Source organism: Labrenzia sp. OB1 (genome assembly GCF_001624695.1).
Taxonomy (GTDB): Bacteria; Pseudomonadota; Alphaproteobacteria; order Rhizobiales; family Stappiaceae; genus Roseibium.
The window spans coordinates 248561-271849 of sequence record NZ_JSEP01000007.1; the positions used below are offsets into that span (position 1 = coordinate 248561).

General features: G+C 55.8%; 23 protein-coding genes and 2 pseudogenes. 18 read left to right on the forward strand and 7 right to left on the reverse strand.

Translation table 11 applies throughout. The features are described 5' to 3' along the window. Positions 1–31: 31 nt before the first annotated feature. Complete coding sequence (locus OA90_RS12070) at positions 32–523, reverse strand: hypothetical protein (protein ID WP_068411403.1); 492 nt, start codon at positions 521–523, stop codon at positions 32–34. Positions 524–643: 120 nt separating this feature from the next. Here OA90_RS12070 and OA90_RS12075 point away from each other — a divergent pair, with 120 nt between their 5' ends. From OA90_RS12075 to OA90_RS12105, 7 genes are all read left to right on the forward strand, one after another. After that, on the forward strand, positions 644–1030 hold the full coding sequence (locus tag OA90_RS12075; RefSeq protein WP_068411406.1) for a RidA family protein: 387 nt from the start codon (positions 644–646) through the stop codon (positions 1028–1030). A 24-nt stretch (positions 1031–1054) separates the two neighbouring features. Beyond that, on the forward strand, positions 1055–1918 hold the full coding sequence (locus OA90_RS12080) for a MurR/RpiR family transcriptional regulator (RefSeq protein ID WP_068411410.1): 864 nt from the start codon (positions 1055–1057) through the stop codon (positions 1916–1918). A 42-nt stretch (positions 1919–1960) separates the two neighbouring features. Continuing rightward, positions 1961–2731 (forward strand): SDR family oxidoreductase, encoded by a 771-nt coding sequence (locus OA90_RS12085; RefSeq protein ID WP_068411413.1) that lies wholly within the window; start codon positions 1961–1963, stop codon positions 2729–2731. A 177-nt stretch (positions 2732–2908) separates the two neighbouring features. Further along, positions 2909–4828: a family 20 glycosylhydrolase gene (locus tag OA90_RS12090; protein ID WP_068411417.1), complete on the forward strand. Its 1920-nt coding sequence runs from the start codon at positions 2909–2911 to the stop codon at positions 4826–4828. Positions 4829–4840: 12 nt separating this feature from the next. Then, the gene (locus OA90_RS12095; protein WP_068411422.1) at positions 4841–6283 is read left to right on the forward strand and encodes a M81 family metallopeptidase; all 1443 of its coding nucleotides are present in this window, start codon (positions 4841–4843) and stop codon (positions 6281–6283) included. 49 nt (positions 6284–6332) lie between these two features. Next, on the forward strand, positions 6333–7541 hold the full coding sequence (locus tag OA90_RS12100; protein ID WP_068411425.1) for an MFS transporter: 1209 nt from the start codon (positions 6333–6335) through the stop codon (positions 7539–7541). Between the two features lie 8 nt (positions 7542–7549). Further along, positions 7550–8332, forward strand: a complete 783-nt coding sequence (locus OA90_RS12105) for a copper homeostasis protein CutC (protein WP_068411427.1) — start codon at positions 7550–7552, stop codon at positions 8330–8332. 107 nt (positions 8333–8439) lie between these two features. Here OA90_RS12105 and OA90_RS12110 read toward each other — a convergent pair whose 3' ends face one another. Continuing rightward, complete coding sequence (locus tag OA90_RS12110; RefSeq protein ID WP_068411430.1) at positions 8440–9096, reverse strand: DUF2161 family putative PD-(D/E)XK-type phosphodiesterase; 657 nt, start codon at positions 9094–9096, stop codon at positions 8440–8442. Positions 9097–9224: 128 nt separating this feature from the next. Between OA90_RS12110 and OA90_RS12115 the strand changes: the two are divergent. Further along, a pseudogene (locus OA90_RS12115) lies at positions 9225–9666 on the forward strand (hypothetical protein). A 174-nt stretch (positions 9667–9840) separates the two neighbouring features. On the opposite strand, the gene OA90_RS12120 reads toward OA90_RS12115, so the two are convergent. The 3 genes from OA90_RS12120 to OA90_RS12130 are packed head-to-tail and all read right to left on the reverse strand — an operon-like array spanning position 9841 to position 12911. Further along, positions 9841–10587, reverse strand: a complete 747-nt coding sequence (locus tag OA90_RS12120; RefSeq protein ID WP_068411432.1) for an aspartate/glutamate racemase family protein — start codon at positions 10585–10587, stop codon at positions 9841–9843. A 9-nt stretch (positions 10588–10596) separates the two neighbouring features. Then, positions 10597–11763: a Xaa-Pro peptidase family protein gene (locus OA90_RS12125; protein ID WP_068411435.1), complete on the reverse strand. Its 1167-nt coding sequence runs from the start codon at positions 11761–11763 to the stop codon at positions 10597–10599. Further along, positions 11760–12911 carry an amidohydrolase gene (locus tag OA90_RS12130; RefSeq protein ID WP_068411438.1) on the reverse strand — a complete coding sequence of 384 codons (1152 nt, stop codon included), beginning with the start codon at positions 12909–12911 and terminating at the stop codon, positions 11760–11762. The genes OA90_RS12125 and OA90_RS12130 overlap by 4 nt, the downstream gene beginning before the upstream one ends. Before the next feature lie 122 nt (positions 12912–13033). Between OA90_RS12130 and OA90_RS12135 the strand changes: the two genes are divergently transcribed. Continuing rightward, positions 13034–13483: an Lrp/AsnC family transcriptional regulator gene (locus tag OA90_RS12135; RefSeq protein ID WP_068411441.1), complete on the forward strand. Its 450-nt coding sequence runs from the start codon at positions 13034–13036 to the stop codon at positions 13481–13483. Between the two features lie 13 nt (positions 13484–13496). Here the strand turns inward: OA90_RS12135 and OA90_RS12140 are convergent, their stop codons facing one another. Further along, the gene (locus OA90_RS12140) at positions 13497–13961 is read right to left on the reverse strand and encodes an Lrp/AsnC family transcriptional regulator (protein ID WP_068411444.1); all 465 of its coding nucleotides are present in this window, start codon (positions 13959–13961) and stop codon (positions 13497–13499) included. A 100-nt stretch (positions 13962–14061) separates the two neighbouring features. On the opposite strand from OA90_RS12140, the gene OA90_RS12145 reads away from it, so the two are divergent. The 5 genes and pseudogenes from OA90_RS12145 to OA90_RS12165 all read left to right on the forward strand — a co-directional run bounded on the left by OA90_RS12145 (position 14062) and on the right by OA90_RS12165 (position 18780). Continuing rightward, positions 14062–15111 carry a pyridoxal-phosphate dependent enzyme gene (locus OA90_RS12145; protein ID WP_068411447.1) on the forward strand — a complete coding sequence of 350 codons (1050 nt, stop codon included), beginning with the start codon at positions 14062–14064 and terminating at the stop codon, positions 15109–15111. A gap of 22 nt (positions 15112–15133) precedes the next feature. After that, positions 15134–16183 (forward strand): TRAP transporter substrate-binding protein DctP, encoded by a 1050-nt coding sequence (gene dctP, locus OA90_RS12150; RefSeq protein WP_068411450.1) that lies wholly within the window; start codon positions 15134–15136, stop codon positions 16181–16183. Between the two features lie 107 nt (positions 16184–16290). Continuing rightward, on the forward strand, positions 16291–16827 hold the full coding sequence (locus tag OA90_RS12155) for a TRAP transporter small permease (protein ID WP_068411453.1): 537 nt from the start codon (positions 16291–16293) through the stop codon (positions 16825–16827). Between the two features lies 1 nt (position 16828). Next, entirely contained in the window at positions 16829–18172 is a 1344-nt protein-coding gene (locus OA90_RS12160) for a TRAP transporter large permease (RefSeq protein WP_068411455.1), read from the forward strand. A gap of 167 nt (positions 18173–18339) precedes the next feature. Then, a pseudogene (locus tag OA90_RS12165) lies at positions 18340–18780 on the forward strand (hypothetical protein). Positions 18781–18852: 72 nt separating this feature from the next. On the opposite strand, the gene OA90_RS12170 reads toward OA90_RS12165, so the two are convergent. Beyond that, a complete protein-coding gene (locus tag OA90_RS12170; protein WP_068411458.1) occupies positions 18853–19767 on the reverse strand; it encodes a LysR substrate-binding domain-containing protein in 915 nt (304 codons plus the stop codon). 173 nt (positions 19768–19940) lie between these two features. On the opposite strand from OA90_RS12170, the gene OA90_RS12175 reads away from it, so the two are divergent. The 4 genes from OA90_RS12175 (at position 19941) to OA90_RS12190 (ending at position 23279) form a co-directional block, all read left to right on the forward strand. Then, complete coding sequence (locus OA90_RS12175; RefSeq protein ID WP_068411461.1) at positions 19941–20789, forward strand: transporter substrate-binding domain-containing protein; 849 nt, start codon at positions 19941–19943, stop codon at positions 20787–20789. A gap of 74 nt (positions 20790–20863) precedes the next feature. Next, positions 20864–21628: an amino acid ABC transporter permease gene (locus OA90_RS12180; protein WP_068411463.1), complete on the forward strand. Its 765-nt coding sequence runs from the start codon at positions 20864–20866 to the stop codon at positions 21626–21628. Further along, the gene (locus tag OA90_RS12185) at positions 21625–22512 is read left to right on the forward strand and encodes an amino acid ABC transporter permease (protein WP_068411466.1); all 888 of its coding nucleotides are present in this window, start codon (positions 21625–21627) and stop codon (positions 22510–22512) included. Before OA90_RS12180 ends, OA90_RS12185 begins: the two co-directional genes overlap by 4 nt. An 11-nt stretch (positions 22513–22523) precedes the next feature. Further along, positions 22524–23279 (forward strand): amino acid ABC transporter ATP-binding protein, encoded by a 756-nt coding sequence (locus OA90_RS12190; RefSeq protein ID WP_068411470.1) that lies wholly within the window; start codon positions 22524–22526, stop codon positions 23277–23279. The last annotated feature ends 10 nt before the right edge of the window (positions 23280–23289 follow it).

Here is a 23289-nt window from a genome sequence, read left to right on the forward strand (position 1 = left end):
AGTGGTCCTGATGTGGAGACCGTGACGGGCCTCAGGCTTCAGCAAATGGGTAAGGCAGATAGCCTGTGAAGCCGGAAATTCTCCAGCGGCCATTTTGCGCCCTGCAATAATAAAGTGTCTGCCATCGCATAACGTCGAAGTTGCCATCGGAACGCATGATTCCGCCATCGAACTTTTTGCGCACAAGGGCCACGTCTCCCTTGATGTCGATTTCTTCCAGGCGCGTTGCTGTGTGAATTGCCGAGCGAACGTCTTCGGCGAACTCAACTTCCGCGAACTCGCGCGCCTGACGCAGCCATTCATCGCGGTAGTGCTCAATGGTGGGAAACGCCAGCGACCACTCATCCGGGTCGCGCGCCTTGTTGCCGCTGATCCCCAGAAATCCCAAAGCAATGAAATCATCTTCCACCATGGACCAGTCGGCTGTCAGGAAAGCCTCGATATCTCGGCTGACCAGCATCTCCCAGATTGATCTGCGTGCTTCGTCCTGCTCCGGAAAGGGATTGAGAAATGGGTCCCGCATCACGTCCTCTATCTAAATAATTTTCATTTTTCGTGATTTTTCCTAGTCAATTTCCTAACAATATGGTTCCATGTCAATCTGATAAGAAAATTATTTCCATAACAGAGTGTATCAAGCAGCATGAGCATCAAGAGATACGGAGCCGAGAAATCCGGCGCAGGTGGTCAGAACCTTCCCTTTGCCCGCGCAGTGGAAGCTGACGGCTGGCTGCATGTTTCCGGCCAGGTCGCCATGGAAGACGGCGAGGTCATCGAAGGCGGCATCATCCCACAGGCCCACAAGGCAATTCAGAACCTGCTTAGTATTCTGGAAGAGGCCAATTATACAACCGCGGATGTTGTGCGCTGCGGGATTTGGCTGGATGATCCGCGTGACTTCTGGACCTTCAACAAAATCTATCAGAGCTATTTCGGCGATGCCCCGCCAGCCCGCGCATGTGTGCAGTCTTCGATGATGGTCGATTGCAAGATCGAAATCGACTGCATAGCCTACAAGTCAAAGACTTGATAAGGCAGACAGGGCACGCAAAGCATGGACATACTGGCGCGGATACAGAATGAGCAGGGGCAATTTTCGCAGTCTGAAAAGCGCATTGCGGACATTCTCCTCAACGATTTCGATTTCGCCGTGAATGCGTCCATCGTGGAACTGGCGGAGCGGGCCGAGGTCTCACCTCCGACGGTCACCCGCTTTTGCCGCAGGCTCAACTGCCAGAACTATGCGGATTTCAAGGTTCAGCTCGCAAAGACCATGTTTGTGGGCGCGCGCTATCTGAACCCCGGCACCAAGAGCACAGAACCGGCGGATGTGGCCGAGGACATCATTACCAAGGCCCAGAACGCCCTGTTCTTGTTTCATCGCGCCTTCGACGCCGCGGCTGCGCAGTCAGTCGCCGATATCCTGTCGAAATCGGCAATGATCTACGCCTTTGGCTCAGGCGGCAATTCGTCAATGATTGCGCATGAGTTTCAAAATCGCCTGTTTCGCCTCGGCCTGCGGATATCCTCATCGACCGATCATCACATGCAAATGATGCAAGCGGCCGCGGCACGGCCAGAAGATTCCGTGATCGGTTCGTCGTTCTCCGGCCGCAACATGGAACTTGTCCGCGCCTTCACCATGGCGCGGGAGGCGGGAGCGACAACGATTGCCCTGACACAGGCAGACAGCCCTGTCGCCAAGGCTGCCGATCATGTCCTGGCCATTGATCTGCCGGAAGGCAACAACATCTTCCGGCCGACATCCACCCGCTTCGTATATCTCGCACTTGTCGACATCCTAGCCAATCTGGCCGCCTACCAGAACCGGGCTCAGTCGACAGTTACCCTTCGCCATATCAAACACCAACTGGTTGCCTATCGCGACGAAGACGACAAGCAGCTCCTTGGAGACTGACCGCATCCGCGGTTCCTGTCTCTCCAAAATCTAGGACACGACATGACTGGAACCGTAGCAGTTGTGACCGGCGCTGCCGGTGACATTGGCCTGGCCATAGCCCAGCGCCTGTCTGACAACCATGACAAAATCATACTGGCCGACATCGACGCAGAGGCCGTCGCCAAACTGTGTGACGGCCGAAATGAACGCTTCGTACCCGCAACGTGCGATGTGACAAATGAAGCGGATTGCGCCGAGCTGGCCACTTTTGCCGCATGTCACGGATCTGTAAACGCATTGATCAACAATGCCGGAGCCGCACGCGCCGCCAGCCTCGGTGAGACGACCGCGGAGATAAACCGGCAGGACATCGCTCTCAATCTTGAAGCCGCTTTTCTCACCTTCAAGGCCTTTGAGACCGCGCTGAAGAAAAGCCGGGGCAGCATCGTCAACATCGCCTCGGTCAATGGCCTAGCCGTTTTCGGCCACCCGGCTTACAGCGCCGCCAAGGCGGGACTGATCCACCTGACAAAACTGATCGCAGTCGAGTATGGCAAATACGGCATCCGCTGCAACGCCATTGCACCGGGAACAGTCAAGACCCAGGCCTGGGAAGCGCGAGCGGCGGCCAATCCGAATGTATTCGAAGATGCCAAGCGCTGGTACCCGCTGCAGCGCGTTGTGGATCCGACTGATGTTGCAAATGCCGTCGCATTTCTGTCCGGCAATGAAGCCTCGGCCATTACGGGAGTGTGCCTGGCGGTCGACTGCGGCCTCCTGGCCGGGCAGGCCGAACTCGCGCGCACATTCAGCCAGTCTGACAACTACTAGGGCGTGAACTCAAAAATGAGGACGAAATGGCATGGGAAATGGCTTCAGCCAGTCTCGTCAGCGTGCTTGACCGGGCACGAAGCCCGCTCATCGCACGCTTCCTAAAGAGAGTTCGCCATCTCGTCTTCATTTATGAGTTCACGCCCTGAATCAAACGACGACCAGAGGACATACGCCATGGTTACCCCCCCTTTCGTGCTCGAAAACAGCTGGCATCCGATTGAAGGTGATCCTGCCGGCGGCTTTACCTTTGTTCTGCACAATATGTCCGGAGCCGAGATCAGTGACTTCCGTGTGATCTACACGAGCATGACCCGGGTCACCGACAAAGCTATTTTTCACAACGCGGTCTTTCATCGGCGCAATGCAAATTTTCATGAATTTGGTCCACCGGAAGGCTTTAAGCTGGGCTCCGGCGCTTCCTGGGCCTTCAAGGTAAACGGCTTGCACCGGTCTGCCAAACACCGCAGCGATGGCGCGAAATCCGCCTATGTGACCCTGTCCGATGGGACTCACAAACCCTGCGCGATTGGCGACCTGATGCTGGAAGGTCGGCATAGCGAGCCAGCTCCCAAGCTGCTGCCGGATGGCAAGATGAGCGAGCCTTTCTTCCTGCAACCCTGGCCGAAAGGCGCGAGCCTGGGAAAAGGAGGCGACTATCCCGTCGCCCTTTTCCTCACGTCAGCCACAAATGACGAGAAGTCATCCGTCCAGAAGGTGCAGTCACTCTATCAACGCCTGTTCGAAGCAGCGCATGTTCCATTTGCCCTCAGCCCTGTTCATGAGGGTCGAGAATTGGTGTTGCAGCAAACAAACACCCTTGCGAGCGAAGAATACAGGCTGACCTTTTCTGAAACGCAAGTGCTCCTTGCCTACACTGCGGAGAGCGGCCTTCAATACGGGTTGACGACACTTGCCCAGCTGCTGCACGGGGCAAGACAAGACCCGGAAACGTTTTCCTTCCCGTTATCCGGCACGATTGACGACGCTCCGCGATATGACTGGCGCGGCTGCCATCTGGATGTCTCCCGTCAATTCTATCCAACCACCGACGTCATCCGACTGATCGACATCCTCGCCTGGTTCAAGATGAACATTTTCCATTGGCATCTGACCGATGACGAAGCCTGGCGCCTGGAGATCAAGGCCTATCCGGAACTGACCACACTCGGCGCGACCCGCGGTCCTGACGAGCTTCTGTTGCCGCAGCTGGGCAACGGCGCCGAAAGGGTCAGCGGCTTCTATTCCCAGGACGAAGTGAAAGCTGTTGTCGCCCACGCAGCGCACCTTGGTCTCGAGGTTGTTCCCGAGGTCGATATTCCAGGCCATTGCACGGCAGTGCTCGCCGTCTTCAGCGACCTGTCTGACGGACAGGAAGCGCCGGACAGCTACCATTCGGTCCAGGGCTTCCCCAACAACGCCCTCAACCCGGCCATTGGGGCAACCTACGAGTTCGTCGCCACGATTTTCGACGAAATGGTGTCTCTCTTCCCGTCCCGTTATGTCCACATCGGCGGCGATGAGGTCGCGGACGGCTCCTGGCTAGCCTCCCCCAAAGCCAAGAAGCTCATGGAACAAGAAGGGCTTGAAGGCACCTTTGGTCTGCAGTCCTATTTCATGAAGCGGATTCAGCAGATGCTTCTGGAACGCGGCAAGTGCCTGGCCGGCTGGGATGAAGTATCACATGGGGGAGGTGTCAGCGCCGAAGGCACTCTGCTGATGGCATGGCGGAACCCGCAGGTCGGCATAGACCTTGCCGGCAAAGGCTATGACGTCGTTATGACACCAGGGCAAGCCTATTACCTGGATATGGTGCAGGACGATGCCTGGCAGGAACCCGGTGCGAGCTGGGCCGGCACCGTTCCGCCTGAACACTCCTATCATTACGAGGCCGAAGGTGATTTCCCGGACGACTTGCGTCCGCGCATGAAGGGTGTTCAGGCCTGTATCTGGTCTGAGAATTTCCTTTCACGCGATTATTTCAACCACCTCGTGTTCCCCCGGCTTTGCGCGGTTGCCGAGGCTGCCTGGACTCCGAGAAATGCCAAGGACTGGCTGCGTTTCGCCGCCATCGCGCCCTATGCACCCAAACTGTGAAGGACTGGACTCATGCGCATTGCCGTTGGCGGAATTCATACCGAGTGCAGCACGTACTCTCCGGTCCTGATGCAGCCTGAGGACTTCTTCGTGCTGCGGGGAAACGATCTCACAACATCCGGGTATTTCTCGTTTCTACCCCGGACCGGTGTCAAGCTTTGCCCCCTCCTCCACGCCCGTGCTGTACCGGGCGGACCTCTGGCACAGGCAACCTACGAGAGTTTCAAGGCGGAATTCATCGACCGGCTGAAGGCAACCTTGCCGGTCGACGGGGTCTACCTCGCCATGCACGGTGCCATGAATGTCGAGGGGATGGACGATGCAGAAGGTGATTGGATTGCCGCTGTTCGTGATGTCGTTGGCCCGGACCTTCCCATAGCCGCAAGCTATGATCTCCACGGCAATGTCAGCCAGAAGATCGTCGACCAACTCGATATTTTCGCCGGGTATCGCACCGCGCCGCATATTGACGTTCGCGAAACCATGGTGCGGGCCTATTCCATGCTGGTGGATTGCCTGACCAGCGGAGAGCGGCCTGGCGTTGCCTGGGTTCCCGTTCCTGTTTTGCTCCCGGGAGAGAAAACCTCGACAGAAGATCCGCCGGCTGCCGGCCTTTATGAAGCCCTCCCCGGCTACGACAACGCGGACGGCATCCTGGATGCCAATTTGATGGTTGGCTATGTTTGGGCTGACGAGCCCCGTGCCACAGCCTGCGCAGTTGTCACCGGAACGGACAAGATGGCTGCTGCGCAAGCAGCCGAAGCAATCGCGAAGTCCTATTGGGAAGCCCGTGCCGACTTCAGATTTGGTCCTGTGGCCGGATCGCTCGCAGAGATGATGGCCTTGGTGGAAAGCTCTCAGACCCAGCCGGTGATACTTGCCGATTCCGGCGACAACCCGACCGGCGGCGGCGTCGGAGACCGGGCAGATGTTCTGGGCGAACTGCTGCGGCGCGGCTTTGAGGGCGCTCTTCTGGCGGGCATTACCGACGCACCGAGCGTCCAGAAGTGCTTCAAGGCAGAAATCGGAGCAACGTTAAGACTTGTAATCGGTGGGGCCCTCGATCCATCAAGCCGGCCGGTCGAGGTGACCGCCCGGTTACTCACACTGGACGACCAGCCGGGCAGCTTGCAGGACGAGCGTCAGGCGGTTCTGGAGATCGGCGGCAATACGGTTGTTCTGGCCGCACGCCGCCGCCCCTATCACAATATCGCCGACTTCACGCGCCTCGGCCTTGATCCCCACTCGGCACGCCTCGTCGTGGTCAAATCAGGCTATCTCTCACCCGAGCTTGCGCCTATCGCCACACCCAATCTCATGGCGCTCACAGATGGTGTGGTCAACCAGGACATAGAGCGCTTGCCCAACCGGCGCAGGCAAGGCCCCAGCTATCCTTTTGACAAGGGCTTTGCCTTCACGCCCACGGCCCGCTTTTCAGCCCGCTGGAAAGACTGAGCCCCCCAGGCCGCTGGTGACATCGGCGACAAATGTGTTGGTTTTATCCATGTTCTCAATGTACGCGGCGGCCTTTCGTCATATCCCTATCCGGGTCAACGCAACTGCCATCTTTTTCTTCGGCTCCGCCGGAGCCGCAACGGCCCCATTCCAGTCCGTCATCGCCATTCAGGAATTCGGACTGACCGACGCGGCCTACTCGGCCGTGATCTTGTTCGCCGCCATCCTCAACGTAGTGGCAAGCGTGGCGATCGGAATCTATTCCGATCGTCTGGGCGACTATCGCCTTGCCCTTCTTGTGGTCAGCTGTTTCGGCATTGCCGGGTCGGGTCTGATATACTTTGGTGCGAACACGTTGAGCTTTCTCATCGGCCTGCTGGCCTTGTTCCCGGTCTTCGGTGCTCTGAACTCCCTGATCTTCGCGAATGTGCGCGCCTATTCAGTGACCTTGCCCAACAATGAACAGCCGGGCATCAATGCCGCCGTTCGCGCCATGATTTCCTTGTCCTGGGTTCTGGTTCCGGGCCTCGTCGGCATGGTACTGGCGAATTCCGGCAGCATGCTTCCAGCCTATCTCTTCGCAATGGCCGCCAGTATTGTCTGCTATTGCCTGTTTCAGTTTGCCTTGCCCTCGGCGCCGGTGGTCTCCGACCAGATGAAACCAAAGGTGCCGTTCCTGGCATCATTAGGCCGGATCGCCCGCCCAAGTGTCGTGATCCGTCTACTCGCTATTTCACTCATCACCTCCATGCTGCATGTGAATGCTGCCGTCCTGCCGCTTGTGACAACAGACATCGCTGGCGGCAGCCTGACCGATGTCGGTGTGATCATCGGCATCGTCGCGGCGCTGGAAATCGTCTTCATTTTATTCTGGGGCCGCATGGAACCGAAATATGGGTCAGTTCAGACAATCGGAGCAGGTTCAGTTCTATATGCTGCCTATCTGGTTCTGCTGGGGCAGTCTTCCTCCCCCATGCACATCTATGCGCTCTGCTTTATCAGCGGTTTGGGTGCCGCAGCGATCATCAGCCTGCCGATCACCTACCTGCAGGAACTCATCCCTGATCTCGCAGGCCTTGGCAGCTCGCTGATTTCGGTCAACCTGTTCGTCAGTGCCGGTTTCAGCGCAATGTTCTTCGCGCTTGGCACCTATGTGTCGGATTATGCGGGAACGTCCATTTTGGGTGGGCTGGCAGGCCTCGTGGGTGTTGCTCTCGTTTATGGTCTTGACGGTCGGCGTGCCGCCGCAAAAAATTAGGGATCGACATGTCACACGATAGCCAGACCTTCCACCCAACTGTAAGCCGGCCGCCAAACCCCGTTATTCTCGAAGTATGCGTTGATACGGTAGATGGCTTGATCGCGGCCGTGGAGGGAGGCGCGGACCGGATAGAACTCTGCTCGGCACTCTCTATCGGCGGGCTGACGCCTTCCATTGGTTTCATGCAGAAAGCCGCATCCCTGGACGTTCCGGTGTATCCTCTGATCCGCCCAAGACTCGGCGGGTTCAACTATTCCGTGGCAGAAGTGGACACGATCAAACGTGACATAGACAAAGCCAACGACTGCGGCCTTCCCGGGATAGTGATTGGAGCCAGCACCAGGGACGGGCAACTGGACGCAACAGTTCTCGCGGACCTCATCAGCCATGCTCGCCCAATGGATGTAACACTGCACCGGGCCTTCGATCTGGTTCCCGACCAACAGGATGCGCTCGAGACGGCGATTGAACTGGGCTTCTCCCGGATCTTGACCTCGGGCGGCGAGAAAACAGCGATGGAGGGCCTGGAAGCAATTTCAGCGCTTGTTCATGCCGCGAAAAACCGGATCGCCATCATGCCTGGCAGCGGAATTCAGCCCTCCAATGTCGCACGGTTCCTGAAGACGTTGCCGATTGCTGAAATCCACGCCTCCTGCGCATCTCTCCAGAAGACAGAAGCCGGAAGGCTGCTGGAGCTTGGCTTTCTCTCCGGTCCGCCAAAGCAGACAGATGCAGATGTCGTTCGGGAGATGAAAGCAGAAATCTCGAAGATCTCGCGGGCCACATGACACTCCCCCCACCTCGCCCCTGTCTGTCGCTTTCAGCTTCATGAAGGCTGCAGGCGACAGACAGGGGCGAGGTTTGGGGGGGGCGAGGTTGGGGGCGAGAGAAGACGTCAGGCAGTCACCGACGCACGGCCCTTGGCGGTCAGGGCATAGATGCCGCGCTCGACGCGTTCGAACCAGCCGTAGTGATCGTCGGCCATCATGCGGGTGGCGCGGGTGACGCCAGTGGCCTTGGCGACATCGGAACCGCGGCTGGGGCCGTTGGTGTGAAGATGTTCGGCGCAACGGATAGCGTCCTGGCGGTAGGCGGTGACCAGGGTCACCCGTGTCGAGCCGCCGGTGTTGGGATCGCCGACACGGCGGGAAAATTCACGCAGCAAGCGGCTCTTGCGGGTTTTGGACTTGCGCGGTGCATAGGGCGCCGGGTCGAGGGGAACCTCGACAAGCCCGTCGGCAAGGCGGACCACGATCACGCCGAGGCCCAGCCGCCGGGCGAGCTTGAGGTTGTTCTTCAGGGACGCCTGAAACCGCTTGCCCGGCCCCCGCGCGACCGCGACATAGACTGCATCGGTGATCGCCTGACGATCGACCGCCTGATGGAACAGGCTCAGGGTGAAGCCGGTCTTCAATTCGACGATCACCGGGTCTTCGCCCTCGCGGCAGGCGACAATATCGGCAGCGCCGACCTCAGCTTTCACCTCGTAGCCCTGCCCCTCGAGGAGGGTCTTGACCGGCAGGTAGAGTTCAGTTTCCAGAATGCGTGCCATGCAGGCATTTTAAGCTGCGGGCATGGGCCGGACAATCGATGAACGGGCGTGTCGCAGAGTTTTTCACGTTAATCACGCGTTGAGATTTGACGGTCGAAAGAGCGCTCCTGAAATTGGAGTTCCGCATCATGTTTCTCTCTGCCATCGTTGAAAACTGAAGCGCCAATCGAAGGATGACTTCAAAGGCAGACAGTTCGAGGCATGGCTGATCCTTCAGGCTGTGTCCTGGTACTTGCGGTATCCACTGAGCTATCGGGACCTGGAGGAAATGTTCCTGGAACGCGGTTTTCAAGTCGATCACAGCACTATCAACCGGTGGGTTCTGACCTACGCTTCCCTGAGGGAGAAACGGTTGCGGCGTTTCCGCAAACCGCATTGTGGCACGGTCCGCATCGATGGCCGGAGGCCGGCGGGTTCCGCTCATTCAACGCAGCCAGAAAGACCATCGCCGGCTTTGAAGCCATGCTGTGGCTCAGGAGGGGCTTCGACTTTACCGGTCCATGGAGTGTCGGCGAACAAAACGATCTGCTGGCGGTGCTCTTCGGAATTGAAAAAGTCAACAAAGCCTGAAAGGCGCTCCCAGAACGGGAGAGATCTGTCCGACTGCGAAACTTGCGACAAGCCAAGAAGAAGCGGTTCGAACGTGCGCGCCAAAACGACTCTCGGTTCTTTGTGAAGATTGACGGCAGGCCGGGGCTTGAACACCCGGCAGGTGGCTCATGAATTCGCGTCCCGGTGGATTGGTCAGAGTTTGTTGAACAGGAGACCGTAGTCGGGTCGAGGTTCCTTGATTTGTGCAAGTCGGAGCATATGCCAGGCCAGAGCCTGATTGCTGCTGATAATCGGCACACCGGTTTTCTGCTCAGTCTCCTTGAGAATGTCCAAGGTTCGCAGGTTTGTGCAGGAAACAACGATTGCATCGCAGGGGGCAGATGCAGCGACTCGTTCCGCCGCACGGATAATCGAAGCTTTGCTAATCCGTGCAACAGTTCGATCGTTGCCTTCTTCAAATGACCCAAATGCAACGATTTCAAATCCCGCATCCGTGAGCCGCTGGTGCATGCGTCTTGACACCTCGGGAACATACGGAGTGATGACGCCGAGCCGTTTCGCTTCCAGGTGACGTGCGGCCGCAATCACTGCAGCCAGAGGGTCGGTTACCTTGACGCCGGGGAAAACGCCCTGGATCGCGCGCGCGACATTCTCAGACCCAATCACCGTTGAGGCCGATGTGCATCCATAACCTATCACGTCAAAATCCAGAGAAGGTGGCAAGAGCCGCACCGAGGAGGGGAGATTGTTTTCCATTCTGGCAAGTGTGTCCGAACGGATCTCCGGGACCATTGGAATGCGGCTGTGGTAGAGAGCGACATCGTCAAGAGCCATCATCTTTGAAAACTCAGGTTCCAGCGTCTCGTCGGTCTCCAAGACGATCACACCCAACGTTGCGCGCGTTCCAATGCCGGCATCTGTCTCAAAGTCCAGTTTCATTGTGCATCCTCAGATCACTGGCAGGTCGCGAGACGTGCGCTCAGACAAGAGTTCCGCACCGCCCTGGCGCACCACGATGTTTTCTTCATGAACCATGATACGCCCATTCCCGTAGCTGAGAGACGGTTCCAGCGTCAGAACCATGTTTTCTTCGATCACTGTATGGTCAAAGGCGGCATGCGAAGGCCACTCGGTAAGTTGCATCCCCAAACCATGGCCGAGCCGACCGACATCGCCACCCTGATTATCCAGCTCTTCGATGACAGACTGCATGACCTGGAAGAGCTCCCGGCAGGTTGTGCCAACACGGGCGGCCGCTAGTCCAGCTTCCGTTGCGCGCCAAAGGACGTCGTAAGCGCGCCTTGAAGCATCGTCCGCTGCGCCGATAGCGTAATTGCGGTCGAAATCGCAGTAATATCCATCCCAGACGGCACCCGAATCCAGCATCAAGATGTCCCCTGTTGCCAGCGGTCGGCGCGAAGGTGGCGAGATCACGTCATGATACCCTCCCAGATCTGCGCCGCCTACGAGATAAGGTACATCATCGGCCCCCTGTGCCAGGCCTTCTCGCCGGAAGGCCCGGAAAACATCTTCCAGGGGCTGTCCCTCGAACACCAGGTCGGGAACCCTTGAAAAGGTCCGGGAACCAATGGCGCAGATATGGGCGATTTTCTCGATTTCCAGTTCGGACTTGATCATGCGCAGGCCGCGAACCAATCCGGTCGCATCTGCAATCGACAGGCCCGGAAGGCATTCTATCAACCGTTCATAATCACCCAACGGCATGCGCAGTGACGTTTCGTGACCTTTCATCACACCAATAGTCTTGCTCGCCTTTGCCAGCGGTTTGAGCAAGTCCGTAAGCAGGCTCAGACCGTCGTCTGCCGGACAAGGTGCACTCCAGGTGCGGATGTCGTCCAGCCAGGTCCGGCGCATCAGCTCCGCACCAATTTCGGGGATGATGGCTATCGGTTTGCCTGTGAGCGGCACAAAGACAAACCAGGGCCGGGTGGGACTTTGCCAGAACAAGGTATGAAAGCCGCTGAAATATCGGACTTCCGCCTCTGTCATCAAAAGCAATCCGTCGAGGCCTGAGGAGGCCATGCGTTCCTGTGCCCGTTCGGTGCGTGCCGCAAACTCCCTTTCGGGAAATCCACGCGAAGGATTGTCTGTCATTCAGCGACCTTTCTCGGAGGTAGCCGATCTTGCACCAGCCTGACCCAGAACGCCGCACCAATTGGCAGAAGCGCATCGTTGAAATCATAGTCTGCGGCGTGCAGGGGCTGGGCATTCGCGCCTGTTTCGCCATTTCCCATCAGAAGAAAGCAACCGGGAACAGTTGCACAGAAATGAGCGAAGTCTTCCGAGAAACTCATTGGTTGCCGTTCCTGCACCACTTCGCATCCAATCGCTTTTCCCGCGCGGTAGACCGCTTCGACCGGCCCCGGAGCGTTGATGGTTTCGACGAACTCGGTGATGCAATCAACTGTTACCGAAACCGCGTGCGCAGCAGCTACGCCCGCTGCTATCTGACGCATGAACCTTTCCACGGCAATGCGATCTTCCGGTGAACGGGCCCGATAGTCGCCCTTCAGAATGGCTTGCCCCGGCAAGACATTTCGCTGTCCATCCGTGATGAATTCGGTAACCGACACAACCGTCCCGGCTGCCGGGGGAAGCTTCCGGGCAACGATGGTCTGCAGGGCCAGCACAAGTTCCGATGCGACAGTGATTGCATCCACGCCTGCTTGGGGCATGGAGGCATGTCCACCACGGCCTTGCACCTTGATTTCAAACAGGGTTTCGCTGTTGCAGATAATACCTGTCCGGGTCGAGACCTGACCGGTCGGCGCACCTGGCAAATTGTGAATTGCATAGATTTCGTCTACCGGGAAGCGCGAAAGGACACCTTCATCGATCATCGCCTGAGCACCCAACCCGAGTTCCTCATTTGGTTGAAACAGAAAGACAACGGTGCCGTCAAAGTCTGGGTTTTTTGCCAGCCGCTCGGCGGCCCCCAGAAGCATTGTCATGTGGCCATCATGCCCGCAGGCATGCATGACACCGGGCGTCTCTGAGACATAGTCATGCGACGAAGCCTCTGTGATTGGCAGTGCATCCATATCCGCACGCAGGGCGATGGCCCGATTTCCCTGGCCGTTGCGCAGCACGCCGACAACACCAGCACCCTCATGAACGTCCAGCCCCAGAGCGCGCAATGCATCAGCAATTTCGTTCTTCGTTCTTTCTTCCTTAAAACCGAGCTCAGGGTTGCGGTGAAAATCCCGCCGTCGTTCCATCAAACGTTGTTCAAACGCATCCATTCGCAAATCTCCGCCACTCCTGGACCTGTCTACAGTGTCTTGAGAGAACAAAGGCGTAGATTTTCTTCGAGCTGGCGACGAATGTCATTGAATTTGACGTCTTTTGCGATCAATTTCAGAATATGGATGACAAGGATCTGGAGATATTGCGTCTTGTGCAGCGTGATGCCCGCCTGACTGCCGACACGATCAGTCAGGATGTGGGGCTCTCTCCCCCCGCCGTGCAAAAACGTTTAAAGAAACTGCGTGAGAGCGGTGTTATTGAACGGGATATCGCCGTTTTGAACCCATCGAAACTGGCGCGCGACATGACTATCATTGTCGATGTCATTCTGGAGCGGGAAAGTCGTCGGCACCTGGACGAGTTCAAGCGCAAGATGCGCAACGCAAATTGTGTTCAGCAATGTTACTACACGACAGGCGAGGCTGACTTCACGCTAATCCTCACTGTGCGCGATATCAAGGAATACGAATTGTTCACGCAGGAATTTTTCTTCGACGAATCCAACATCAGCCGCTTCAGAACTTCGGTCGTCATGGACAGGGTCAAGGTGTCGCTGGACGTCTTGTAACGCTGCATATCGTTCAAATCGGCAGGGTCAGACCAACCTTGGTTCGTTCCATGGTGACAGAAGTCCGGAACCGACGGACGTTTGAGTTTTCAAAAAACAGCCTGTGGGTGAGTTCCTCGAAATCCTGCATGTCGCGCGCGGTGCAAATCAGGATGAAATCCGCGTCTCCGGTCACATAGTAACATTGCTGCACCTGTGGTTCGGCACGCACCAATCTGCGAAACATGTCCAGCTGTTGCAGACTCTCCCGTTCCAGTTCCACCAGAACGATCAGTGTCATGTTGTAGTCCAGCCGTGCTGCATCCAGGATAGCAACTTCCTGCCGGATAATGCCGGATTCTTTCAGGCGCTTCTGTCTCCTTTGTACTGAAGGTATCGATAGTCCGCATTCCTCTGCCATTACATCCAGTCCGATCCTGCGGTCCTGCTGCATGAGCCTCAGGATTGTCTTGTTGGCGTCATCCAAATCATCATCCATGACTTTTTTCTCTTTCTTTTGCCGTATATATGAGAAATTTAATCGAGTTTAATCAGAAAATTGAAAAAATAAATAAAGCCGAAATGCTACATCATGGCGCATGAAACACGTAGATATTCTCGACTTTGCGCCGGATTTCAAACGGGCGGTTGCCTTCTTCAAGGAGCAGCAAAACTATGCCGTCTCACCTCTGAGGCGCCTGCAGGGCCCTGACGGGCAAACATTCTGGGCCAAGGATGAAACCGGCAGAATGGGGTTGGGTGCCTTCAAGGCGCTTGGTGCTCCATATGCGGTCGCCCGACTGTTGGGTGATACCTGGTTTGCCCATACCGGCGAGACGTTGACTCCCGATCGCCTGTTGGACGCAGACGTACGTGCCTTGGCCGCAACTCAGACATTTGCCTGTGCAAGTGCCGGCAATCACGGTTTGGGCGTTGCTGCCGGGGCTCAGGCGGTTGGTGCGAAATCGCGTATTCATCTGGCAAGGACTGTGCCTGCAAGCTTCGCAGAGCGGTTGAAAGGTCTCGGGGCGGAAGTTGTGTGGTCCGGGACTGTTTATGATGAAAGCGTCGCGGCCGCGATTGCCGATGCCAGTCAGACCGGAGCCACACTGCTCGCAGACGGTTCCTGGCCCGGATACACCGAGACTCCGAAATGGGTGATGGAAGGTTATTGCGTCATCGCCGAGGAATTGCGTGCTTCCTTTGAAACATTGGGTCATTGGCCCTCCCACGTCTATCTGCAAGCCGGAGTTGGCGGGCTTGCCGCCGCGATGGCCCACATGATCCGGCTGAACTGGACGGTTCAGCCAGAACTGATCGTTGTCGAGCCCGCGGCTGCAGCCTGTCTGAAAGCAAGTCATGAAGCAGGGACGGCAACCCGGTCGGACGGACCGGATTCCAACATGGGACGCCTGGACTGCAAGGAACCGTCAATCGTCGCGTGGCACGTGCTCGAACGCTGCAACGTGACCTATCAGACCCTCTCCGAAAAAGAGGGCGCAAGCGCGGCCGAGGCTGTGACGAAACTCGGCATAGCCACTACTCCATCAGGCGCTGCAGGGTTCGGTGCTTTGTGCACACAGCTCTCCGACAAAACAAACGGCAAGGATTTCTTGCCCCTTGTCATCATCTCAGAGGGGCTCGCTTGAGCGGGTCGGGAAAGGAAGAAGCATGCAGAAATTGATCAGGAAATTTGTCATTCCCGCGCTGTTCACCGTTGGTCTGGCATCAGGCGCCGTTGCGGAGACATGGAAGTTCGCGTCCGAGGAAGACAAGAACGACGTGCAGGACATCTTTGCCAAGACCTTTGCCGAAACGATCAAGGAAGAATCGGGCGGCGATATCAAGGTCAGGATCTTTTATTATGGCCAGCTGGGCACTGAAAATGACATCGTTGAATTGACCGCGAAGGGGGTCGTTCAGTTTGTTTCGGTGGGGACAGGACACCTGGGCTCCTATGTTCCGGAAGTGCAGGCACTCAGTGTCCCTTATGTTCTGGGCAGCGATGTTGACACCGTGCGCAAGGTTCTGACCGGCAGCGAGACAATCTACAACGATCTCAGCGACAGGTTCGAAAAGGTCAATCTGAAACTTTTGACCATGATCTCCGAAGGAGAGATGGCCTGGGGTGCCAACAAGGAAATTCGCAGCCCGGCAGATTTCGACGGACAAAAGATCCGCACCTTCACGTCAACGATCCCTGTGGAAACATACAAGGCCTTTGGCGCAACCCCGACGCCGCTTTCCTGGGGTGAAGTCTACGGTGCGCTGCAGCTCAAGACCGTCGATGGCATGGTCAATCCGATCTACTTCATCTACAACGCAAAATGGCATGAGGTTCAGGACTATCTCATGTTCCCGGGTCAGCAGCCTTACGTCAGCACCGTTTCCACCAACAGCGAGTGGTTCAATGGCCTCACTGCGGAGAAGCAGGCCATGGTGCACAAGGCCATTACTGCAGCGGAGCAGGCCGCCCATGATTATCAGCTGAAAATCAACAAGGAAAACATGGACAAGATCCTGGCGGATCGTCCTGACCTGAAGATTGTCGTTCTGACGGATGAAGAACGTGCGGTGTTCCGCGAGCTGAGCAATGGTCTGCATGAAACCTATTACACTGTCGTTGAAAACGCCTATGGCGAAGAGGAAAAGTCCGAAGCACGTGACCGTGCCCGGAAAATTCTCGAAAGCCTTGTCCGTGAAGTAAAGGACGCCTCCTAGGCGATTGCCAATACGTGGAAAGCGCGGGGTCCAACCCGCGCTTTTTGCCTTTGCACGCGGGGAGGACGCGGCTGAACCGTAAAATGGTCAGCAGACGGGAGACCACAATGAAAACGCTGCTGCAGACTGCGAACAGAGGGATCGAGTTCGCAGAAAAGTCGATCATCGTCTTTTCAATCTTGTTGATCATGTTGAACTCGACGGCCAATGCGATCGGCCGTTACGCCCTTGGGCAAAGTCTGTTTTTCTCTGAAGAATTGAATCAGTTTCTGATTGTCGGCGTGACATTCGTCGGGTTTGCATACGCAGTCCGCAGAGGACGGAACATCCGAATGACGGCTCTCTATGATGCTCTGTCCGACCGGACCAGGAAATTGCTGTTGACGCTGATATCGCTGACTACCGGTCTCTTGCTGATGTTCCTGACCTACAAGTCGGTTCTCTATGTTCAGGAGGTCAAGGACATCAACCGGTTATCTCCAGCGTTGCAGTTTCCGGTCTACATCATCTACGCGGTCATCCCGGTCGGGCTCGCCATGGCCAGCCTGCAATACCTGATCGCCTTTCTGATGAATATCACACAAAAGGGGACTTACCTGTCGCTGGACGTGCAGGACAGTGAAGCTGAAGATATCGGAGTCTGACATGGGCGATATACTGAGTTTCCTGAACAATATCGTGGCCGGTGAATTGGATATCTACGTCATTACATTCACGCTGGTCGTGACGATGATCGTCCTTTTGTTCCTCAGCTTTCCAATGGTCGTGCCGCTGGTTGTCGCCGCGCTGGTCGGGCTGGTGCATTTCTCACAAATCGACACCGGCGTCATCATTCAGCAGATCATCACCGGGATTTCACCGAACGCACTGATTGCCGTGCCGATGTTCATTCTGGCGGCCGATATCATGGCTCGCGGTCACACGGCGAACAATCTCCTTGGACTGATCGAAGCCTTTTTCGGGCATCGTCGGGGAGGCTTGCCCATCACCGCCTGTCTCAGCTGCACCCTGTTCGGATCCGTGTCCGGTTCCACACAGGCCACTGTGGTTTCGATCGGGCAGATCATGCGCCCCAAACTGCTGAAGGCGGGTTACAAGGACAGCTTCGTCATGGCGCTAATCATCAACGCCAGTGACATTGCTTTCCTGATTCCGCCCAGCATCGGGCTTATTCTTTACGGCACGCTCGCCAATACCAGCGTCAGTGAACTGTTCATCGCCGGCATCGGTCCCGGCATTGTGCTCGCGTTCCTCTTTTCGGCCTATTGTTACGTCTACAGCCTTTTTCAGGGCGAGGCGATTGCACTCGTCGAGCGAAAGTCGGCTCCCGAACGGATGATCGCGATCAAAAAAGCCCTACTGCCACTGGGGTTCCCTGCACTGATTGTCGGGGGTATCTATTCCGGCGCTGTCACTCCGACAGAGGCTGCCTCTTTTTCGGTTCTCTATGCATTGATCGTTGAATGTTTGATCTACCGCGAACTGAAGCTGAACGACGTATTGAATGCAGCGCTCAGTACTGGTCTGATCACGGCAGTCGTGTTCATTCTCGTCGGGGTTGGGCAGGCGTTTTCCTGGTATATTTCCTTCGAACAGATCCCGCAGGGGTTGTTGGAACCGCTCAATCTGGAAGGGGCTTCCGACAAGTACATTCTTGCCATCATTGCATTGAGCTTCTTTGTGGGATGCATGTTTGTCGACTCGCTGGTGGTGCTGGTCATTCTGACACCAATCTTCGTGCCGATCGTCGACGCGTCCGGTCTTGATCCGGTGCTCGTCGGCGTCATGGTGACTTTGCAAATGGCCATCGGTTCGGCGACGCCGCCTTTCGGATGTGACATCTTCACGGCGATAGCGATCTTCAACAAGCCTTACATGGAAGTGATCAAGGGAACACTCCCGTTCTTCGTCATCCTGTTTGTTATGGCCACCTTGCTGATTTTCTTCCCGGGCATTGCGTTGATCTTGCGGGATCTTGCATCCCTTTAGGGGTGAAACATCCAAAGGAGTAGATGATGGCAAGAAACTCGAAGCTGGTTTTTTGCCAGTCTGCAGGGGTGGCGGTCTGACTGGGGCGTGTCGCAAAGTTTTTCGCGTCAACCACGCCTTGAGATCTGACTGTTGAAAGAGCGCTCGTGAAATCGGATTTCCGCGTCATGATTCTCTCTGCCGTCGTTGAAAACTGAAGCGCCAATCGAAGGATGACTTCAAAGGCAGACAGTTCGAGGCATGGCTGATCCTTCAGGCTGTGTCCTGGTACTTGCGGTATCCGCTGAGCTATCGGGACCTGGAGGAAATGTTCCTGGAACGCGGTTTTCAAGTCGATCACAGCACTATCAACCGGTGGGTTCTGACCTACGCTTACCTGAGGGAGAAACGGTTGCGGCGGTTCCGCAAACCGCATTGTGGCTCGGTCCACATCGATGGCCGGAGGCCGGCGGGTTCCGCTCGTTCAACGCAGCCAGAGAATCCATCGACGGCTTCGAAGCCATCTGTGGCTCAAGAAGGGCTTTGGCTTTACCGGTCAGTTGAGCGTTCGTGAACAGAACGATCTGCTTGCGGTGTTCTTCGGAACTGAAAAAGTCAACGAAGCCTGAAAGTTGCCCCAAACGGGAGACGTCCGTCTGCCGACGAAACTTGCGACAAGCCCCTTTTGCATCCTTTAGCTTTCAGCGGGAACGAGAACTGAATTCGGGCAAGTGGGACCAGAACCGCTCCATAACAGCCGACCCTGTAGCCGTCTTTCTAAAAGCCAAAACGTTGAGGTCAACCGGTGCCTGGCCGATTTCCAGGCAGGTTAAGAGGCCTTGTTGAAGTTCGTGTTGGGCTGCGCTTTTAGGCAACCATCCAATGCCTTTACCGGAGAGTATCATGCGCTTCACGGCCTCCGACATAGAGTTTTCAAAGACAGTGTTGAAATCCACTCCTGCTGATCGCAATTGACGCAAAAGGTCTGATTGTACTTTCCCGAGAAAACATCCCGACGAATAGGCTACAAGCGGGAACGGCTCGCCTTGTCCGCGTTGCGGCAAAAACGGTGAGTGAACGCTATCGCAGGCACACACCAGAAGAAACGGGTCAATTGCGATTTTCTTGGAGATAAATTGGCCAGTCTGTAGCACCGGTGGCCCAAGTTGGTGCGAATAACACAATGCCACATCACAACGTCCAAGGGCCAAAGCTTCAACGCAGTCATAATAGTCGGTGGCGTTCATTCTCGAGACAAATGAGCCTGCTTCCTCTTCAACGTCGCGCAGCAAATCGGGAAATATGCTCAATGCGATTGTATGCAGGGCACTGAAACTCAATACCTCAATTCCGGTGTCTGCCTGTTGTCGGCATTCATCGCGAAGGCGATACATTTCCTTTATCAAGCCCCGGGACGCTTCAAGAAACACTTCGCCGGGTTTGGTCAATGAGACCGGGAAGCTGCTGCGATCGACCAGTTCGGCGCCAACCCAGTTCTCCAGGGCCTGGATGCGGCGGCTGAAAGCTGGTTGCGTAATGCTCCTTGCCGCTGCAGCAGTCGAAAAATTCCTGACTGCGGCCAACTCCACAAAGTCTTCCAGCCAACCCAGTTCCATCGAAAAACTCCAGCTTTCTGCGGCCTCAATAACCGCAAAGCAACCTTATGCAAATTTTGCATACCTTATCACGAAACGGCATTTCACTCAATTTTGCTTGTGTGCATCAATGCAGGTGAAAACAACAAAGATTGTTAAAAATAACGAGCTTCCGACATCAGAGGGACACTGACATGAAACCGCTGTTAAAACTATTCACAACGACTGCCGTCGCAACTGCGACAACTCTATCTGCACTCGCTTCGTCCTATGCCGCATCCTGCACGAATGACAGCTGGAACAAAATTCAGGACCGCGGCAAACTGGTCGTGGGCATCAAGGAAGACACAAAGCCTTGGGGATTCATTGACACTGATGGCAATCTTGTCGGCATGGAAGCCGACATGGCGCAGGAAGTCGCTGATATGCTCGGCGTCGAGCTGGAATTGGTAGGTGTTCAATCCTCAAACCGAATGCAGCTTCTGGAACAGGGCTATATCGACCTTATGATCGCCACCATGTCGGATCGCGATGACCGGCGTAAGATTGTGGGCGCTGTTCTGCCCAACTACTACACATCCGGTACAAACATACTTGCGCCCAAAGCGCTCGGGTTCAAGGATTGGTCTGAACTCGAGGGCAAGACGGTTTGCGGCAAGCAAGGCACTTTCTACAACAAGATTATTGAAGAAAGATACGGTGCGACTGTCGTTGCATTTACCGGAAATGCAGAAGCAAAACAGGCTTTGCGGAACAAGCGCTGCGTCGCCTGGGTGTTTGACGATTCATCAATCGCGGCAGATCTTGCTTCGGGTGAATACGAAGATTTTGAAATGCCGCTGCAGACCGAGGATGACAATCCGTGGGCCCTCGCGGTTCCTATCGGCGAACGCGATTGTATCTTTGGCCGCTTTATGGCCGGCATGCAGTATGAATGGCTTCGGACCGGTCACCTTCTCGAGCTTGAGAAGAAGTGGGGCATTCAGGAGAGCGCTTTCCTCGTGAAACAAAAAGACCGGTTCAAAGACTGGTTGGAAGACTGATTTCGTTCCATCTCGCGCTGATCTGCTCATCGGGCCGGGTCAGCGCGTGTTTTTCAACGTAGATGGAGACGAAAATGCTCGAGACGATTCCCGAGTTTTTCCGCAAACTGGCGGAGACCTATCCCAAGTGGAATTTCATCTTCTTTTATGACCCGGTTCAGTGGGAAAGGGTCCTGGGCGGTTTGCTGGTGACCGTACAGCTATCAATCGTTTGTGTGATATTCAGTGTGGTGATCGGCATTATAGGAGCCTGGGCACAGGGGTCGCCGTCTGCGGCAATACGCTGGATTGTTGCAGGCTATATCCAGTTTTTCCGCAACACGCCGCCAATGATCCAGCTTTTGTTCTTTTACTTCGCACTTGGCCAGTTCACGCCAACTGTGACGGGTGCAGATGGCTGGACGGAACAGCCTATCATTTCGAACGTTGGATGGGCGATCGTGTCGCTCTCGTTCTTCGCCGGAGCCTTTAACGTCGAGATTTTCAGGGCCGGTATTGAAGCCGTTCCCGATACGACAAAAGAAGCGGCCGAATCCCTCGGCATGACCCGTCTGCAAACCTATACGCAAGTCGTTCTTCCGCTTGCCCTGCGTGTCAGTCTTCCGTCCTTGAACAACAACCTCGTCAACCTGGTGAAGACGACGACGCAGGCCATCGCAATTGCGGTCCCTGAGCTTCTCTATGAAATGGTTTCTATCTGGAACGACTACAATTCAGCCCAAAACGCCGCGATGACCGTGCTCTTCTTCACCTACATAGGTCTTGTCGGCGTCCTGATTTTTGGCATGCATCGCTGGGAGCGGGCTCTTTTTATCCCTGGTTTTGGAGGTACAAAATGAGCGTCCTTCAAAAACATGGATCCCTTGTCTCGCAAAAAACAGACCTTCCGGTCCTGAAGGCGGTCAAGACGCGACCGATGGATGACCTCGGCCTGTCGCGCTGGATTTCCCGAATGCCGTTGTGGGTCATATTTGCCTTTTCGGCAGTCATCCTCCTCTGGCCAGGTTTGGCTTCTGCCCAAACGGCCTATTCGCTGGAAAAGGTCTGGGGCATTCTTCTGAAGTGGATGCCACTTCTTGTGTTCAAGGGGTTTGTCCTGAACATCGTCATCAGCTTCTTCACCATGCTGATTGGCACTGTAGCCGGCGTTTTTTTGGGGCTGGGCCAGGTATCGCAAGTTTATCCCGTGCGGATCATGTCCTGGATCATTGTACAAGTGTTCCGCAACTCGCCGTGGCTCGTTCTGTTGTTCATCGTCATGTTGTCGTTTCCATTCGAAATCTCATTCGGAGGCACGCACTTTACCGTGCCCGGCTGGTTCAAGGCGGTGATCGGTCTGGCTTTGCCGGTGATGGCCAACATCGCGGAGATTGTGCGTGGAGCCATTCGCTCGGTCCCGACCGGACAATGGGAAGCAGCGGAATCTCTGGCGTTCAGCCGCTCGCAAATCATGTGGCAAATCATTTTGCCCCAATGCATCAAGCGTATGATCCCGCCCTGGATGAACTGGTACGCGATCATGACGATGGCAACGCCGCTTGTGTCCTTGCTGGGCGTTTCCGAACTCGTGACCCTGTCACGTCAGGCCATGGAGGCAGAGGGAAACAATCCGTCGCTCCTGGTTCCATTCTACGGCTTCGCCTTGGTGATTTTCTTTGCCTATTGCTATCCGATCGCACGCCTGACGCTGCTGCTTGAAAAGCGCTTCACTATAAAACTCTGAAGGGGACAGAAATGACCAATACACAATGGGATGAAGGTCAGCCGATTGTTTCCATAAAAAACGTTCGCAAGTCCTTCGGCGATCTTGAGGTTCTCAAGGGTGTTTCATTCGATGTACAAAAAGGCGAGGTGATCTGCATCATCGGACCGTCCGGCTCGGGAAAATCGACATTGATCCGGTGCATCAACGCGCTTGCCGACATCCAGGGCGGATCCATCCAGGTCGAGGGCCAGGAAGTTCATGATGACGATCTCGACAAGCTGGAACTGCGCAAGAAAGTCGGGATGGTGTTCCAGCAATACAATCTCTTCCCGCATAAGACCGCGCTTCAGAATATCATGATGGCACCGATCAAGGTGCTGAAACAACCGAAGGCCGAAGTTGAAAAACGGGCGCTTGCGCTGCTCAAGAAGGTTCGTATGGAAGGAAAGGAAAACTCCTATCCAGGCGAATTGTCAGGCGGCCAGCAGCAGCGTGTCGCCATCGCCCGCTCGCTTGCCATGCAGCCGGACGTGATGCTGTTCGATGAAGTCACGGCAGCGTTAGACCCTGAAACCGTCAAAGAGGTTCTTGTCACCATCAAGGATCTCGCAGCCGATGGCATGACATGCATCCTGGTGACGCACGAGATGGGTTTTGCCCGCGAAGTCGCGGACCACATCTATTTCACCGACAACGGCGTGATTGTCGAGCACGGTCCACCGACAACCTTCTTCGACCATGCACAGGACGAGCGGACAAAAGCTTTTCTGGGCCAAATTCTCTAGCGAAATCCAA